15 protein-coding genes are annotated in these 16,584 nt (G+C 67.7%); 6 read left to right on the forward strand and 9 right to left on the reverse strand.

The genetic code is table 11. The features are described 5' to 3' along the window. Position 1: 1 nt before the first annotated feature. Positions 2–670, reverse strand: a complete 669-nt coding sequence (locus AC1Q6E_RS01810; protein ID WP_492572092.1) for a glutathione S-transferase family protein — start codon at positions 668–670, stop codon at positions 2–4. 96 nt (positions 671–766) lie between these two features. On the opposite strand from AC1Q6E_RS01810, the gene AC1Q6E_RS01815 reads away from it, so the two are divergent. Continuing rightward, positions 767–1,813 carry a transketolase-like TK C-terminal-containing protein gene (locus tag AC1Q6E_RS01815; protein ID WP_492572093.1) on the forward strand — a complete coding sequence of 349 codons (1,047 nt, stop codon included), beginning with the start codon at positions 767–769 and terminating at the stop codon, positions 1,811–1,813. Here the strand turns inward: AC1Q6E_RS01815 and AC1Q6E_RS01820 are convergent. Then, positions 1,810–2,271, reverse strand: a complete 462-nt coding sequence (locus AC1Q6E_RS01820; RefSeq protein WP_152798141.1) for a MarR family winged helix-turn-helix transcriptional regulator — start codon at positions 2,269–2,271, stop codon at positions 1,810–1,812. The two genes, AC1Q6E_RS01815 and AC1Q6E_RS01820, sit on opposite strands and share 4 nt — an antisense overlap. Positions 2,272–2,406: 135 nt before the next feature. Between AC1Q6E_RS01820 and aceE the strand changes: the two genes are divergently transcribed. Then, positions 2,407–5,076 carry a pyruvate dehydrogenase (acetyl-transferring), homodimeric type gene (gene aceE / locus AC1Q6E_RS01825; protein ID WP_492572094.1) on the forward strand — a complete coding sequence of 890 codons (2,670 nt, stop codon included), beginning with the start codon at positions 2,407–2,409 and terminating at the stop codon, positions 5,074–5,076. A gap of 28 nt (positions 5,077–5,104) precedes the next feature. Next, positions 5,105–5,422, forward strand: coding sequence for a YnfA family protein (locus AC1Q6E_RS01830; RefSeq protein WP_152798139.1), 318 nt, complete (start codon positions 5,105–5,107; stop codon positions 5,420–5,422). Between the two features lie 15 nt (positions 5,423–5,437). Here the strand turns inward: AC1Q6E_RS01830 and AC1Q6E_RS01835 are convergent, their stop codons facing one another. The 6 genes from AC1Q6E_RS01835 to AC1Q6E_RS01860 are packed head-to-tail and all read right to left on the reverse strand — an operon-like array spanning position 5,438 to position 10,707. Further along, positions 5,438–5,749, reverse strand: a complete 312-nt coding sequence (locus tag AC1Q6E_RS01835; protein WP_296557969.1) for a YciI family protein — start codon at positions 5,747–5,749, stop codon at positions 5,438–5,440. A 17-nt stretch (positions 5,750–5,766) separates the two neighbouring features. Further along, positions 5,767–6,633 carry an isocitrate lyase/PEP mutase family protein gene (locus AC1Q6E_RS01840; RefSeq protein ID WP_296557966.1) on the reverse strand — a complete coding sequence of 289 codons (867 nt, stop codon included), beginning with the start codon at positions 6,631–6,633 and terminating at the stop codon, positions 5,767–5,769. Positions 6,634–6,638: 5 nt separating this feature from the next. Then, a complete protein-coding gene (locus tag AC1Q6E_RS01845; protein WP_152798136.1) occupies positions 6,639–7,610 on the reverse strand; it encodes a tripartite tricarboxylate transporter substrate binding protein in 972 nt (323 codons plus the stop codon). Between the two features lie 32 nt (positions 7,611–7,642). Continuing rightward, entirely contained in the window at positions 7,643–8,635 is a 993-nt protein-coding gene (locus AC1Q6E_RS01850; protein WP_152798135.1) for a Bug family tripartite tricarboxylate transporter substrate binding protein, read from the reverse strand. 21 nt (positions 8,636–8,656) lie between these two features. Beyond that, positions 8,657–9,505 (reverse strand): HpcH/HpaI aldolase/citrate lyase family protein, encoded by an 849-nt coding sequence (locus AC1Q6E_RS01855; protein ID WP_492572095.1) that lies wholly within the window; start codon positions 9,503–9,505, stop codon positions 8,657–8,659. Continuing rightward, a complete protein-coding gene (locus AC1Q6E_RS01860; protein WP_152798133.1) occupies positions 9,502–10,707 on the reverse strand; it encodes a CaiB/BaiF CoA transferase family protein in 1,206 nt (401 codons plus the stop codon). Before AC1Q6E_RS01860 ends, AC1Q6E_RS01855 begins: the two co-directional genes overlap by 4 nt. Positions 10,708–10,804: 97 nt before the next feature. Here AC1Q6E_RS01860 and AC1Q6E_RS01865 point away from each other — a divergent pair, with 97 nt between their 5' ends. Genes AC1Q6E_RS01865 through AC1Q6E_RS01875 form a run of 3 tightly spaced genes read left to right on the forward strand, consistent with a single transcriptional unit; the run spans position 10,805 to position 12,857 of the window. Beyond that, positions 10,805–11,827, forward strand: coding sequence for a LacI family DNA-binding transcriptional regulator (locus AC1Q6E_RS01865; RefSeq protein WP_492572096.1), 1,023 nt, complete (start codon positions 10,805–10,807; stop codon positions 11,825–11,827). Positions 11,828–11,833: 6 nt separating this feature from the next. Next, positions 11,834–12,385, forward strand: coding sequence for a type IV toxin-antitoxin system AbiEi family antitoxin domain-containing protein (locus AC1Q6E_RS01870; protein ID WP_152798131.1), 552 nt, complete (start codon positions 11,834–11,836; stop codon positions 12,383–12,385). After that, positions 12,309–12,857, forward strand: a complete 549-nt coding sequence (locus tag AC1Q6E_RS01875) for a nucleotidyl transferase AbiEii/AbiGii toxin family protein (RefSeq protein ID WP_296557961.1) — start codon at positions 12,309–12,311, stop codon at positions 12,855–12,857. The genes AC1Q6E_RS01870 and AC1Q6E_RS01875 overlap by 77 nt, the downstream gene beginning before the upstream one ends. Here the strand turns inward: AC1Q6E_RS01875 and metH are convergent. Then, on the reverse strand, positions 12,794–16,564 hold the full coding sequence (gene metH, locus AC1Q6E_RS01880; protein ID WP_492572097.1) for a methionine synthase: 3,771 nt from the start codon (positions 16,562–16,564) through the stop codon (positions 12,794–12,796). The genes AC1Q6E_RS01875 and metH overlap by 64 nt on opposite strands. Positions 16,565–16,584 lie beyond the last annotated feature (20 nt).

Genomic DNA, 16,584 nt, shown 5'->3' on the forward strand with positions numbered 1-16,584 from the left:
CCTACTCCCGCATGGCTGCCGGGGCGTCGTGCCGCGAGGCGCCCGGAACGCGATTAGCCGCGATGGCCCGCTGCACCGCGGGCCGGGCCGCGATGGCCGCCAGCCAGCGGCGAACCGCCGGATAGTCCGCGATGTCGAGATCCAGTTCCTCATGCGTGCGCAGCCAGGGAAAGGCCGCCATATCGGCGATCGTGTAGTCGTCCAGCGCCAGGAAGCGGGACGCCCGCAGCCGGCGTTCGGCCACGCCGAACAGGCGATGGGACTCCTTCCGGTAGCGCGCGATGGCCTCGACGTTGGTGCCGCCCGCGCCGTGCAGGAACCACCACAACTGCCCCAGCATGGGGCCGATGCCGCCCACCTGGAAATACAGCCACTGCCGCACCTGCGTGCGCCCCGCCGGCGTCGAGGCCGAGAACCGTCCGTATTTGTCCGCCAGGTACTCCAGGATGGCGCCCGATTCGAATATCGCCAGTCCGGCATCCGCATCCACGATGGCGGGAATCTTGCCGTTGGGATTGATGGTCAGGTAGTCCGGCCGGTGCTGGTCGCCCCGCCCCAGGTCCAGCGCGACCTGCGCGTACGGGATGTCCGCTTCCTGAAGAAAGATGCCGATCTTCAATCCGTTGGGGGTATCGGCGGTATAGAGCGTGATGGCGTCTGTCCGGGTCATGGCTAAGCTCCTTGTCATCGTCTATGAATTGCAATTACAATTATTGTATTGGCAACTATGACGCACCACGAAGCGTTGCGCAAGAGGAGACGATCGATGTCCTTTTCCTTCGTTTCGAACGACGACGCCGCCACCCGCCGGGCGGCGGCCAGTTGCCTGGCGGCGTTGAGTCGCGGCGGACAATCGACGGAACCGGTCCCCCTCACCCCCTGGCAGACCATCGAAGCCAGCGCGCGGGTACTGGAAACCGATGCCGCGGCGAACCGCGCGTGGGTGGTTCGCGGCCGCGCCGTTCACGGCGCGGCGCCGATGGCCAGCGCGTGGCCCTTATGGTTCCGCCGCGACGCGGCCCGCTACGAGCGGCCCCTGGTCTGCCTGTGCCGCATTCCATCGGTGGCCGGGATGCGGGGGCTGGCGGCGCAGCTGCGCCAACGCGGCGTGCTGTGCAACGAAGCCGCCGCCTGGCGGGAAGGCAGCACCCTGGAGCGCCACGCGGAACTGCCGCTGTGGCTGGCCGACAACCTGGACTATGTGCCCTACGACCTGGCCTGCGCGGACGAGGCGCGGGCCATCCTGGCGGGCGCGCTTCAGGACATGTATGGCCGCGGCTCCCGCCGCTTCTACTATCTGTCGGCGCACGACCGGCCAACCCGGCCCCGGTCGCCGCTGGATCCCGCCAGGGCCTCCGATGCGGTGCGCGGCATGTACCTGGCCCGCGCCGCACCGGCCGGGTCCGCCGTCGCCCACGTCCGGCTGCTGGCGGCGGGCACGGTGCTGCATGCCGCGTTGCGCGCGGCGCGTCTGCTGTGGCGGGGCTGGCGCATAGGCGCGGAAGTCTGGAGTTGCCCGAGCTACACCCGGCTGGCGCGCGAAGCGCGGCTGGCCTCGTGGCATGAACTGTTGCACCCGGACGAGCCGATGGAAACTTCCCATCTCGTTCGCTGCCTGGCGCGCGGATGCGGTCCCGTCATCGCGGCCACCGCCTATCCCCGCCGCATCGCCGAACAGATCGGCGCCCATGTACGCGGGCCGTTCATGGCCCTGGGCAGCGACTCCACGGCCATCGGGCCGAGGGACGATCCGCTGTCATCCCGGGCGCTGGCCCTGGCGGCGATCAAGGTTTTGCAGGACGCGGGCCGCTAGCCGGCGCCACCCGCCTCCATCGACCGCTTGGCGTCCGCCGCGGCATGGTCCAGCGCCTTGGCGAACAAGTCCCGTTCAGCGCCGCTGAACCGGGCCAGGAAGAGCTCCTCCACGGCGGTCTCGTACACCTTCCACATCTTGCGGCGTAGCGCCCGCCCTTCCTTGGTGATCGAGGCGAAGGCCGCCCGGCCGTCCTCGGCCGAACGCGCCCGCGTGACCAGTCCCTCGCGCTCCAGGCGGTCCACCAGCCGCGTCAGGTTGTAGCGTTCGATGGCCAGGACATCGGCCAGCTCGTGCATGCGGCGGGTGCCGCCAGGACCGCTTTCCAGCCCCCACAAGGCGTCGTACCAGGCATAGGGAGGCAGGTCCGCGGCGGCAAGGCGGCGCTCGATCTCCCGGATCATCCAGCGATGCGCGCGGACGAACGAGAACCAAAGATCGGCTTGCTCTGCGGCCATGAATGCTCCGTGGGTTGATATTGCAGTTGCAATTATATGGCCCGGGATTAGAATTGCACTTGCTATCATTGTAATTGCAATCATATGCGTGGCCGCGGGCGACCCCCAGGCCCGCAGCCTTAGTGGAGCCGCCGCATGTCCCGACCGACACCATCCATCGACATCGATCCCCAGGAAACCCGAGAGTGGCTGGACGCCATGGAAGCCGTCGTGGCGGTGGAAGGCCGCGATCGCGCGCACTTCCTGATAGACCAGCTGCTGGACGAGGACGTGGCGCAGCACGGCAGCCTGCACGGCCGGGTCACCACGCCCTACGTCAACACCATTGCCCCCACGCGCCAGCCCCCCTACCCCGGCGACCTGGCCATCGAGCGCCGGCTGAGCGCCTACGTGCGCTGGAACGCAATGGCCATGGTGCTGCGCGCCGGACGGCACTCCAACGTCGGCGGCCATATCGCGACCTACGCGTCGGCCGCGGTGCTGTACGACGTCGGCTTCGACCACTTCTTCCGCGGCCGGACCGACACCTTCGCCGGCGACCTGGTCTACATCCAGGGGCACTCCGCGCCCGGCATCTACGGCCGCGCCTACATCGAAGGCCGCATCGACGAAGCCCGGCTGGACGACTTCCGGCGGGAGGCCGGGCGTCCCGGCCTGTCGTCCTATCCCCATCCCCGGCTCATGCCGGACTTCTGGCAGTTCCCCACCGTATCCATGGGCCTGGGCCCGCTGACCGCCGCCTACCAGGCGCGCTATATGCGCTACCTGGACTATCGCGGCCTCAAGCCCCAGCAGGGACGCAAGGTATGGGCCTTCCTGGGCGACGGCGAGATGGACCAGCCGGAATCCCTGGCCGCCATCGCGCTGGCCGGGCGCGAGAAACTGGACAACCTGATCTTCGTCGTCAACTGCAACCTCCAACGGCTGGACGGCCCCGTGCGCGGCAACGGCAAGGTCATCCAGGAACTGGAAGGCACGTTCCGGGCCGCGGGCTGGAACGTGATCAAGGTCGTCTGGGGCGGCGGCTGGGATGCCCTGCTGGCCCGCGACCATGCCGGCCTGCTGCACCGGCGGATGATGGAATGCGTGGATGGCGACTACCAGACCTTCAAGTCGCAGGACGGCGCCTACGTGCGCCAGCACTTCTTCGGCAAGTATCCGGAACTGCTGGAGATGGTCGCGCACCTGACCGACGACGATATCTGGCAGTTGGCGCGCGGCGGCCACGACCACGAAAAGGTCCATGCCGCCTATGCGGCCGCCACCGCGCACGCGGGCCAGCCCACCGTGGTCCTGGCCAAGACGGTGAAGGGTTTCGGCATGGGGGAATCGGGCGAAGGCCAGAATATCAACCATCAGTTGAAGAAAATGGCGGACGACTCGGTCCGGGCCTTTCGCGACCGCTTCGCGCTGCCATTGACCGATGAGCAACTGGCCGACCTGCCCTACCTGAGACCCGAGCCGGGCAGCCTGGAGGCCCGCTACCTGGCCGATCGGCGGGCCAGCCTGGGCGGCCACGTTCCTTCGCGCAGCGGCGCCATGGCCCCGCTGCCGATACCCGCGCTCGATGCGTTCGCCACGCACCTGAAGGACACGGGCGAACGCGGCGCCTCCACCACCATGGCTTTCGTGCGCATCCTGGGCACCTTGCTGAAGGATCCGGTGCTGGGCCCCCTGGTCATCCCCATCGTGCCCGACGAATCGCGCACCTTCGGCATGGAAGGCCTGTTCCGGCAGATCGGCATCCATTCGCACCTGGGCCAGCTCTATACCCCGCAGGACGCCGGACAGCTCAGCTACTACAAGGAAGCGCGCGACGGCCAGATCCTCCAGGAAGGCATCAACGAGTCGGGCGCCATCTCGTCCTGGATCGCCGCCGGAACGTCCTACAGCACCCACGGCCTCGCCACCATCCCCTTCTACATCTTCTATTCCATGTTCGGCCTGCAACGCGTGGGCGATCTTGCCTGGGCGGCTGCCGATGCGCGCACGCGGGGCTTCCTGCTGGGCGCCACCTCCGGCCGCACGACGCTGATGGGCGAGGGCCTGCAGCACGACGACGGGCACAGCCACGTGCTGTCCTCGGTCATTCCCAGCTGCGTCTCGTACGACCCCACCTTCTCGTATGAACTGGCGGTCATCATCCAGGACGGCCTGCGCCGGATGTTTGTCGAACAGGAAGACATCTACTACTACATCACGCTGCTGAACGAGAACTACCCCCACCCCGCCCTGCGCGAAGCGGACCGGGAGGGGATCCTGAAGGGCCTGTACCTGTTCCGCGAATCCTCGGCCCCAGCCTCGCGGCCTCGCGCGCAACTGCTGGGCAGCGGTGCCATCCTGCGCGAGGTGATCGCGGCCGCCGAGCTGCTCGAGCGCGATTTTTCCGTCGCCGCCGACGTCTGGAGCGCCACCAGCCTGACCGAACTGCGGCGCGACGGCCTGGCCGCCGAACGCTGGAACCTGCTGCACCCCGAGGCCGCGCCCCGCGCGTCCTACGTGCAACAGCGCCTGGCCGGGCGCCACGGCCCCATCGTGGCCGCGACCGACTACATGAAGATCGTCGCCGACCAGATCCGCCCCTTCGTCGGCAGCCGGCGCTTCGTCGCGCTGGGCACGGACGGCTTCGGGCGTTCCGATACCCGCGAGTCGCTGCGGAGCTTCTTCGAGGTGGACCGGCATTTCATCGTGGTCGCGACGCTCAAGGCCCTGGCCGATGAAGGCGCCATTTCGCCGGCCACCGTGACACAGGCCATGCAACGCTACGGCATCGCCGCCGACAAACCCGACCCGGCCGCCGTGTGAACGACGGGGGGCATGCCACAATGCCGGCATGCGCACCTTTCTTCTCTACGCCGCGACCGCCATCGCGGAAATCGTCGGCTGCTACCTGCCCTACCTGTGGCTGCGGGAAGGGCGCTCCGCCTGGCTGCTGGTCCCCGCGGCCGCCAGCCTGGCGCTGTTCGCCTGGCTACTGACCCTGCACCCCACCGCGGCCGGCCGGGTCTATGCCGCCTACGGGGGCGTCTACATCGGCGCGGCCATCGTATGGCTGTGGGCCGTGGACGGCATACGCCCCACGTCGTGGGACGTGGCGGGCGCGTTGGTGGCGCTGGCCGGCATGGGCATCATCATCTTCCAGCCGCGCTGAGGCCCGGCCTGGCGCTCACCCCGCCACGAACCCCGCCCGCTGGGGCCACAGGCTCTGGAACGCATGCACCCGCCGCTCGCCATACACGCCGGCGCGGGTGAACGGCTCGCCCTCCAGCCAGGCGCGCGCGTCCGCTTCGCTGTCGAAATCGATGACGAGCAGGCTGCCGACGAAATCCTCGTCGCCTCCCCCGCCCAGCAACGGACCGGCGAACGCGATCCGGTCCCGGACGCGCTCCAGGTACTGCTTGTGGTCCGGCCGGACCCGCGCCCTCAGATCGGGGGTCCCCGGCTGCCGGCTGTCCAGCAGATGAAAGACATACAACATGGCGTTACTCCACTGATTTATCTGGCGTAGCGGTCTTCCAGCGCGGCCCAGTCATAGAAGCCGACGATCCGCTTGTATTCCTCGAAGCTCACGCCGCGGCCGGTCAACCTGAGTTCGCCCGAACGGATGTCCTCCAGGCACTCCCGCATGGTCTTCGTGGCATGCATCAGGAGATTGATGCCGTAGATCACGATGCGAAAACCGAGTTGTTCGAGTTCGTCGGGCCGCAGGATGGGCGTGCGCCCGCCTTCGAGCATGTTCGCCATCAGCGTGGCGTCCAGCGACCTGCCTATGGTCTCCAGCTCCTCGACCGACTCGGGCGCCTCGATGAAGATGCCGTCGGCCCCGGCCTTCGCATAGCGTTCGCCGCGCCGCAGCGCCTCGTCCAGGTCATAGACTTCGCGCGCATCGGTCCGGGCGATGATGAAGGTGTCCGGGTTCAGCCGGTTCTCGGCCGCGGCGCGGATGCGCGTCTCCATGTCCTCGGTGGACAGCAGCGTCTTGCCGGCGATGTGTCCGCAACGCTTGGGCGAGACCTGGTCCTCGAAGAACAGCGCCTGGGCCCCGAGCTTCTCGTAGGTGTGCACCGAATGGATGACATTCTTGATGTCGCCATAGCCGTTGTCGACGTCCACCAGCACCGGCAGGTCGGAAGCGGCCATGATGTCCCGGATGCCGGCCGCGATCTCGCCCAGCGCGGCCAGGCCGATGTCGGGCAGCCCGTAGCGCGCGCCTACCAGCGGAAACCCGCCGATGAAGTAGGCCTTGAAGCCGGCCTGCCTGATCAGCAGCGCGGAGAGGGCATCGTGGGCACCGGGCAGCACCAACGGGCGCTCGGTCTGGACCAGTTGGCGAAAACTGTGGGTATTGTCGGAATGCTGCATGCTGCCTACTCCAAGGTAACTTTTGCCGCCTTGATGACGGCCTGCCATTTCTCCGCTTCCGCGCGCATCAGGGCGGAAAGCCGGGCCGGCGGACCGCCCATGGGTTCCGCGCCCTGCGCTTCGAGCTGCTTCCTGATGGACGGATCCTGCAGGATGGCGTTGATTTCGGTGTTCAGCTTGCCGACGATGGGCGCGGCTACGCCCTTGGGCGCCATGATGCCGAACCAGGTGATGCCTTCGAAGCCGCTCAGGCCGCTTTCGCTCAGCGTGGGCAGATCGGGCGCCAGCGGCGAGCGCGCGGCGCTGGTGATCGCCAGGGCCTTGACCTTTTCCTGCCGTGCCTGGGGCAGGGTCCACACCACGCTGTCGAAGGCGAAGCTGACTCGCCCCGAGGTAATGTCCGGCACGGCCTGCACGCCGGTCTTGTAGGGGATGTGCACGGCGTCGATGCCGGTCAGAAGCTTGAAGTTCTCGCCGATCAGGTGGGTGATGGTGCCCGCCCCGCTGGAAGAAAAGCTGAGCTTGCCCGGATTCTGCTTCGCATAGCGGATGAACTCCGCGATGCTGGCGACCGGCAGGGTGGGACTGACGACCAGCACATTGGGCGCGGTGCCCAGCCCCACGACGGGCTCGAAGCTGGCGTCGCTGTCGTAGGGAAGCTTGCGCAGCGCCGGCAGGATGCTGTGCGTGCTGGTGGTGGCCACCAGCAGCGTGTAGCCATCCGGGGCCGCCGCTGCCACGGCCTGGGCGCCTATCGCCCCCGCCGCGCCCGCCTTGTTCTCGACCACGACCGTGGCGCCCAGGCGTTCCCCCAGCTTCTGGGCCACGGACCGGGCGAGCGTATCGGTGCTGCCGCCGGCGGCAAAGGGCACGACGATGGTGATCGGGTGCGATGGAAACCCGCCGGCGTCGCGGGCGGCGGCCAACGTCGGCGCGGCAAGCGATACGCCGAGCGCGGCAAGCGTCAAGTACTTCATCTCATGTCTCCTCTTTGGCCCGACGGGCCTGATCAATCGAAGCGGATGCCCGCGGTCCGGACCACCTCGCCCCAGCGCTCGACTTCCTCCTTCAGAAACCGGCGCGTCTGCTCGGGCGTGGTGATGCGCAGGTCGACGCCCAAGGCGGTCAGCTTGCTCCGGGTCCCCTCGTCGGCCAGCGCCTTCGCCAGATCCGCCTGCAGGCGCTGGACCACGGCGGACGGGGTCGCGGCCGGCACGGCGAACATGGCCCACCCCTGCAGCCGATCCACGCTGGGAACCCCGGACTCCGAGAAAGTGGGCGTATCCGGCAGCTTGGGATGGCGGTCCGACCCGGTGATGGCCAGGGCCCGGACCTTGCCGGATTCGATGTTGGGCAACGCGCTGCCTATGGTTTCGAAGGAAAAATCGATATGCCCGCCCAGGAGGTCGGTCACGACCTGGTTCTGCCCCTTGTAGGGAACGTGGGTCACCTTCGTCTGCGTGGCCGTCTGGAACAGCTCGCCGATCAGGTGGCCGGCGGTACCCGGCCCCGGCGATCCGTAGGTCAGCCGGCCGGGCTCGGCACGGGCGCGGGCGATCACGTCCTGCACCGAACGGTAGGGCGCGCCGGCCGGCACGATCAGCACGTTGCGGGTCACCCAGGCGATGCTGACGGGACGGAAGTCGCGTTCCGGATCGTAGGGCAGATGCGCGTACAGGGTCTTGTTCACCGCCAGGTTCGCCGTGCTGCCCACGAAGATGGTGTGGCCGTCTCCCGGCTGCCGGGCCGCGTATTCCGCGCCGATATTGCCGCCGGCGCCGGCTTTGTTCTCGACGATCACCGGCGTGCCGAGCTGCCGGCTCAGGGTGTCGGCCACGATGCGGGCCATGACGTCGGGCGAGGCGCCGGCCGAGAACGGCACGATCAGGCGTATCGGCCGGGCATGGCCCTCCTGCCCCGACGCGATCGGGGATATCAGCAACGCGGCCACGGCGGGCAGCAGGATGCAGAGGGCATCCGATCGACGGGTCTTCCTGTGCATGGGGTGTCTCCTCTTGTGTCGTTATTGATCGCTCTTGCCCAGCGTCCGGCGGGCCGCCTTGTACATCGCCATGTCGACCAGCCGGCCGCGCAGGCGGATGGCGGCCGTCCCGCGATCGACGGCGGCTTCGAAAGCCTGGACGACCTCCGAGGCCCACGCGGTTTCGTCGGCGGTCGGCGCGTAGATGTCATGGACCACGCCGATCTGGCCGGGGTGGACGACGGCCCGGGCGCGGAAGCCCAGGCCGCGCGACAGCCGGGTGTCGCGCGCGAGGCCTTCCGTGTCGTCCACGCGGGCATAGACGCCGTCCACCAGCGCGACCTGCTTGAAGCCCCGCGCCGACAGGACCGTGTGTTGCCGGGCATGCAGCAGTTCCGGGCCGTCGATGCTCCAGCCGCAGCCGAGGTCGGCCATGAGGTCGGCCCCCTCGGCGCCGCCGAACATGACCATGCCCACGTCCGGCACCCGCTCCAGGATGCCGAACAGGCGCATGACGCCCAGGGCGCTTTCCACCAGCGCGCCCTGCGCCATCCCCGGCCGCGCGGCCAGGACGGCGGGCGCGACCAGATCGGCCGCATCCTCGACCTTCGGGCAAAGCATGCCCTGGATGCCCGGCGACTGTATCGCCGCCCGCACGTCGTCGGCATGCCAGGGTGTCGCCTTGCCGTTGATGCGCACCCATGTCCTGCCGCGCATCCTTCCCGGGATCTCCGGCAGGGATGCCCTGGCCGCCTCCTTGCACTCGTCCGGCACGGCGTCCTCGAGGTCGAGCATGACGCCGTCGGCCGCCGATGCGAGCGCCTTGCGCACCAGTTCCGGCCGGTGGGCGGGAACGAACAGCCAGGTCTTGGCGTGGCGATCGTCGTTCATGTCCGCCCCGCCGCCGCGCCGGCGCCCTTCAGCGCCAGCCTCTCGGACTCCGCGTAACCCAGCTCGGCCAGCAATTCGTCGGTGTGCTCGCCCAACAGCGGCGCGCCGCGCATGATGGCCGGCGCCCCATGGTCGAACAGGATGGGATTGCGCACCGTTTCGTACTGCCCCAATTCCGCGTGCGGCGCGACGGCGACCAGGCCCCGCTCCGTGCCATGCCGCCCGCGCAGCACTTCCTCGTAGTTGCGCACGAGGCTGCACGGCACGCCGGCCTGCCTCAAGGCCTCGATCAACCCATCGGCGCTCCGCCCGGCCACCTCGGCCTGGATCAGCGGCACCAGTTCTTCCTCGTGGCGTTTCCTGTCGGCATAGCGGGAAAAACGCGGATCCGCCGCCAGGTGCTCGACCTCCAGCACCCCGCACAAGCGCCCGAACAGCGCATCGTTCGGCGCACCCAGCGCGATATGGCGCCCATCCTGCGTCTCGAACAACTGGTAGGGCGCGGTCAGGCGGTGCCGGTTGCCCAGCGGCTGGGGAATGCGATGGGTCGCCAGGTATTCGGCCGTCTCGAACGCGGCGGCGCCGACCGATGCCTCGATCAGCGAGACATCGGCGAAGCGTCCCTCGCCCTGCCGCGCGGCTCCCAGCAGTCCGCTCAAGGCGGCATAGGCGGCGAACAGCGCGCCTATCATGTCGCCCGTCTGAATGCCGGGACGCACCGGCATCCGGCCCGGTTCGCCACTGACCGAGAGCGTGCCGGACGCCGCCTCGATGATCAGGTTCACGGCGGCATGGCCGCGTTCCGACGAGGTCTGGCCGAATCCCGAGACCGCCACGTACACCAGCCGCGGATTGAGCGCCGTCATGGCCTCCTTGCCCAGGCCGAGTTTGTCCATCACGCCCGGCCGGAAATTTTCGACCAGCGCATCGGCGCGCCGGATCAGCCTGATCGCGATCTCCCGGCCCTGGTCCGTCTTGAGATCAAGTGCGATGCTCCGCTTGTTGCGGTTCAATGCCATGAAACTGGCGCTGTGGCCATCGACGAACGGCGGGGTGTGCCTGGCCATGTCGCCGCCGTCGACGGCTTCGATCTTGATGACGTCGGCCCCCATGTCGGCCAGCAGCATGCAGGCGTAGGGGCCGGCGATGAAATTGCCGAATTCGACGACCGACAAGCCTCGCAAAGGACGGGTATCGTTCATAATGTGCTTTGATCAAACGTTTGACCATTATGAAGCAGTTGCCCCCGCCCTGGCGCGATAATCTGACAAAACAGTTTTCCAGGAAGCGTAAGAGTCGATGCCCAAGCCCACCCTGAAATCCCTGGCCGCCGAGCTGCAGGTCGACGTCTCGCTGGTATCGCGCGTGCTGCGCCAGGTGCCGGGCGTGCGGGTATCGGAAGCCAAGCGCGCCCGGATACTGGCGCTGGCGGAACACGCGGGCTACCGCCCGGATCGCCTGGGCCGGTCGCTCAAGACGGGACGGAGCCGGATCGTCGCGATGCTGACGCCGGACATCACGAACCCCTTTCACTCCCTGATATTCCGCGGCGCCGAACACGTGGCCCAGCAGGCTGGCTACAACGTCATCCTCATGCACCTGAGCGACATCGACGAGTCCGGCGCCGATGTCGTCACCCCGCTGACGGAAGGCCAGTGCGACGGCGTCCTGATCGCCGCGGGCCGCGCCCACGACGGCCGGTTCGCCCCCCTGCGGCGCGCGCGCCTGCCCCATGTCGTCATCAACCGGCCGATCGAGGGCGACCTGGGCACCCCCTGCTTCGCGCCGGACGACCGGGAAACCGGACGCCTCGGCGCACGGCTGCTGTTGCAGGCGGGGCATACGCGCGTGGCGGCCATCCTCGGGGACATGCGCCTGGCCAACATGCAGGCGCGCCTGGAGGGCTTCAAGGAGGTGGCCGACGACGCCACGCCCCGCGTCGAGGCGACGGTAGTCAGCGACGTGCGGTCCCGCGAGGAGGTCCTGGCGGCCTTCGACCAGCTCATGGCCCTTCCCGCCGACCGGCGTCCCACCGCGCTGTTCGTCCCGCACTCCATCCACGCGCAGCTCGTCTTCGAGGCAAGCCTGCTGCGGGAAATCCGCATCCCGCAGCAGCTCTCGCTGCTGGGATACGGCGGGATCGCTCCCCCGGCGCTGAGCGCCATCGTCGTGTCGGCGGAACGGATGGGCCAGGACGCCATGCGCTATCTGCTGGCCCGCATCCAGGAGTCCGGCGAGGCGGCCGATCCGCAGGCGGGACCGGGGGCCTATCCACTGACGTTCAATCCTGGGTGCACGCTGCGGCCTCCGGCTGGGGCGTAGGCGGGTCTGATCCGCGCGCGGGATCTGGCTCCGCTGGGCATTGCGCGCGTCACCCTGACTCGTGCCGTGCGCCAGGGGCAGTTGCAGCGTCTGGGTCGAGGGCTGTATGGCCTGTCGTCTCGCCAGACCTCCGAACACACGACGCTGACAGAGGTCGCCCGACGTGTTCCCAAGGGGGTCATTTGCCTGCTATCGGCCCTACGGTTCCACGATCTGACGACTCAGGCCCCGCATGAGGTATGGATAGCCATCGGCGGCAAGGCCGCCATGCCCAGGCTCGGCTATCCGCCGCTGCGCATCGTGCGGTTTTCCGCCACAGCCTTGAGCGACGGCGTGGAAGAACACCTGGTCGATGGTGTCCTCATCCGTGTTACCGGGATTGCCAAGACCGTGGCAGACTGCTTCAAGTACCGCAACAAGATCGGCCTGGACGTGGCCCTGGAAGCGCTGCGTGAATCATGGCGGGAAAAGCGCATGGCCAATGAAGAACTGTGGCACTACGCAAGACTCTGCCGGGTGGCCAACGTCATGCGTCCGTATCTGGAAAGCCTGGAATGACGAATGCGCGCAATACCCTGTCATCCTGGACGATATGCCCGCACCGCATCTGCATGTCTATCCGCAATACGCCGTCATCGCGGAAAAGCTGGAAGCCATCGTCTCGCTGGGCATGGGCAACACGCGCATGAAAGACTATTTCGATCTATGGGTGTTGGCACGGCATGCCGAAATCAATGATGCAATCCTGGCCCAAGCCGTGCATGCGACCTTTGCTCGGCGTGGGACGCGCATCCCCGGCGGCATTCCCGTGGGGCTGGCTGACGGCTTCGCATCCGACAGGCGGAAAAAGCAGCAGTGGGAGGCTTTCCTGCACAAGAATGGATTGGCGCAGGTGTCCCTGGACAGGTCGTTGGAGCTATGCGTCCAGCCTTGCTGGCCGCGATGCAAGCATAGCTCCGCGGGCCCCTACAAACTGCTCATCAACGCCCGCCTCAGCTCATCCTCGCTGCGCCCGCTGCGCGCCGCGTAGTCCGCCAGCTGGTCTTCGCCGATCTTCCCGACATTGAAATACTGCGACTCGGGATGGCTGAAGTAGAAACCGGATACGGCGGCGGCGGGGTACATGGCGTAGCTGTCGGTCAGTTCCATGCCGATGTCCTGGCAGGCCATGACCTCGAACATGTCGCGCTTGACCGTATGCTCCGGGCAGGCCGGGTAGCCCGGCGCGGGGCGGATGCCGCGATAGGCCTCCTTGATCAGCGCCTCGTTGTCCAGCGTCTCGTCGGCGGCGTAGCCCCACAGGTCCTTGCGCACCCGCGCGTGCATGGCTTCGGCAAAAGCCTCGGCCAGCCGGTCGGCGATGGCCTTGAGCATGATGCTGGAGTAGTCGTCGAGCTGCTTCTGGAACTCGGCTTCCCATTTTTCGATGCCCAGGCCGGACGTGACGGCGAACATGCCGATGTAGTCGGCGATGCCGCTATCCTTGGGCGCGATGAAATCGGCCAGGCACTTGTTGTCCACGCCTTCGCGCTTGGCGGTCTGCTGGCGCAGGTTGCGCCAGGTGAACAGGACCTTCTGCCGCGCCTCGTCGGCGTAGACCTCGATGTCGTCGTCGTTGACGCTGTTGGCCGGGTAGAAGGCCACGACGCCGTTGGCCGTCAGCCAGCGGCCTTCGATCACGCGCTTGAGCAGGGCCAGGCCATCGGCATGGACCTTGCGGGCGGAATCGCCCACCACCGCGTCGTCCAGGATGGCCGGGAAGGCGCCGTGCAGGTCCCAGGTCTGGAAGAAGGGCTGCCAGTCGATATAGCGCGCGATTTCCGCCAGGTCGAAATTCTTGAACGTGCGGCGGCCGATGAACTTGGGCCGCGGCGGCAGGTAGCCGTCCCACGCGATGGGCGGCTTGTTGGCGCGCGCCTCGGCCAGCGGGATCAGCGGCGTGGCCTTGCGGTTGGCGTACTGCTGACGCACCCGTTCGTACTCGGCCTTGATGCCGTCGATGTATTGCGCGGCCTGGTCCGACACGAGGTTCTGCGCCACGCCCACCGAGCGGCTGGCGTCGGTCACGTAGATGACCGGGCCTTCGTAGTGCGGCGCGATCTTCACCGCCGTGTGCACGCGGCTGGTGGTGGCGCCGCCGATCAGGAGCGGCAGGTTGCGTTCGCGGAAGTAGTCGTCGCGCTGCATCTCGGAGGCGACGTAGGCCATTTCCTCCAGGCTGGGCGTGATCAGGCCCGAGAGGCCGACGATGTCGGCATTCTCTTCCTTGGCCTTGGCCAGGATCTCGGTGGCCGGCACCATGACGCCCATGTTGACGACTTCGAAGTTGTTGCACTGGAGCACGACGCTGACGATGTTCTTGCCGATGTCGTGCACGTCGCCCTTGACCGTGGCGATGACGATCTTGCCCTTGGAGCGGACGTCGCCGCCGGCGGCCTCGATCTGGCGCTTCTCTTCCTCGATGAAGGGGATGAGGTGCGCCACGGCCTGCTTCATCACGCGGGCGGACTTCACCACTTGCGGCAGGAACATCTTGCCCGAGCCGAAGAGATCGCCCACGACGTTCATGCCGTCCATCAGCGGCCCCTCGATCACCTCGATGGGGCGGCCGCCGCGCGCGTCCACCGCCTGGCGGGCCTCCTCGGTGTCCTCGACGATGTAGGTGTTGATGCCGTGCACCAGCGAATGCGTCAGCCGCTCGCCATAGGGCAGGCCGCGCCAGGCCAGGTCCTCTTCCTTCTTCGCGCCCGAGCCCTTGACCGTATCGGCGAACTGCACCAGCCGCTCGGTGGAGGTGCGCTCGTCGCCCGGGTCCTTGCGGCCGAGCGGCTCGGCCCGGTCCAGCACCACGTCTTCGACCAGGTCGCGCAGCACCGGGTCCAGGTCGGCGTACACCCCCAGCTGGCCAGCGTTGACGATGCCCATCGTCAGGCCTTCGCGGATGGCGTGGTACAGGAACACCGTGTGGATGGCCTCGCGCATGGGCTCGTTGCCCCGGAACGAGAAACTGACGTTGGAAATGCCGCCCGACACCTTGGCGTGCGGCAGGTTCCGCCGGATCCAGCGCGTGCCTTCGATGAAGTCCACGGCGTAGTGGTTGTGCTCGTCGATGCCGGTGGCGATGGCGAATACGTTCGGGTCGAAGATGATGTCCTCGGGCGGAAAACCCACCTCTTCCACCAACAGCTTGTAGGCACGTCCGCAGATGTCGATGCGGCGCTGCAGGCTGTCGGCCTGTCCCTTTTCGTCGAAGGCCATGACCACCACCGCCGCGCCGTAGCGCCGGCACAGCCGGGCCTGGTGCAGGAACGGCTCGATGCCTTCCTTCATCGAAATCGAGTTGACGACGGACTTGCCCTGCACGCACTTCAGGCCGGCCTCGATCACGCTCCACTTGGAACTGTCGATCATGACCGGCACCCGCGAGATGTCGGGCTCGGAGGCGATCAGGTTCAGGAAGCGCGCCATGCTGGCCTGCGAATCCAGCATGGCCTCGTCCATGTTGATGTCGATGATCTGCGCGCCGTTCTCGACCTGCTGGCGGGCCACGGCCAGCGCGTCGTCGAATTTTTCCTCGCGGATCAGGCGCGCGAACATCTTGCTGCCGGTGACGTTGGTGCGCTCGCCCACGTTGACGAACAGGGTCTGTTCATCGATGTTCAGCGCCTCCAGGCCGGACAGGCGCAGCTTCGCCTCCACCACCGGGGGCTGGCGCAGCGGCAGGCCGGCCACCTTGTCGGCGATGGCGCGGATGTGGTCCGGCGTGGTGCCGCAACAGCCGCCCACCACGTTGACGAAGCCGGCCCGCGCGAACTCTTCCAACAGGCGCGAAGTGTCTTCCGGGGTTTCGTCGAAGCCCGTGTCGCTGAGCGGATTGGGCAGGCCGGCGTTCGGATAGACACAGACGAAGGTATCGCTGATCTTGGACAGTTCGGCGATGTAGGGCCGCATCAGCGCCGCGCCCAGCGCGCAGTTCAGGCCAATGGTGATCGGGCGCGCGTGGCGCATCGAGTTCCAGAAGGCCTCGACCGTCTGCCCCGACAGGATGCGCCCGGACGCATCGGTGACCGTGCCCGAGACCATGACGGGGAGGCGCTCGCCGCGCGCCTCGAACACTTCCTCGACGGCGAAGATGGCCGCCTTGGCGTTCAGCGTGTCGAAGATGGTCTCGATCAGGACGAGGTCGATGCCGCCATCCAGCAGCCCGTTCAACTGCTCGGCATAGGCCGCGCGCAGTTCGTCGAACGTCACGTTGCGCGCCGCGGGGTCGTTCACGTCGGGCGAGATCGATGCCGTCTTGGGCTGGGGCCCCAGCGCGCCGGCCACGAAACGCGGACGCTCGGGCGTGCTGAATTCGTCGCAGGCCTGGCGCGCCAGCCTGGCCGAGGCCAGGTTCAGCTCGTAAGCCAGCCCGGGCAGCTCGTAGTCGCCCTGGGCGATGGAGGTCGCGCCGAAGGTGTTGGTCTCGAGGATGTCCGCGCCCGCGGCCAGGTAGCCCCGGTGGATTTCCAGGATGACGTCGGGCCGGGTCAGGCTGAGCAGCTCGTTGTTGCCCTTCACGTCCTTGCCGTGCCCGGCGAAGCGTTCGCCCCGGAACGCCGCCTCGTCCAGCTTGTAGCGCTGGATCATGGTGCCCATCGCGCCATCCAGGATCAGGATGCGCTGGGTCAGCAGACGCGCGAAGTCGGCGCCTCGCGTGTAGGACGAAGGGGGGTACGGGAGGGCGGGGAAAGACATGGACGACACGGGGCCTCGCA

This window comes from Pigmentiphaga sp. MLSB6-MA01 (genome assembly GCF_058793475.1).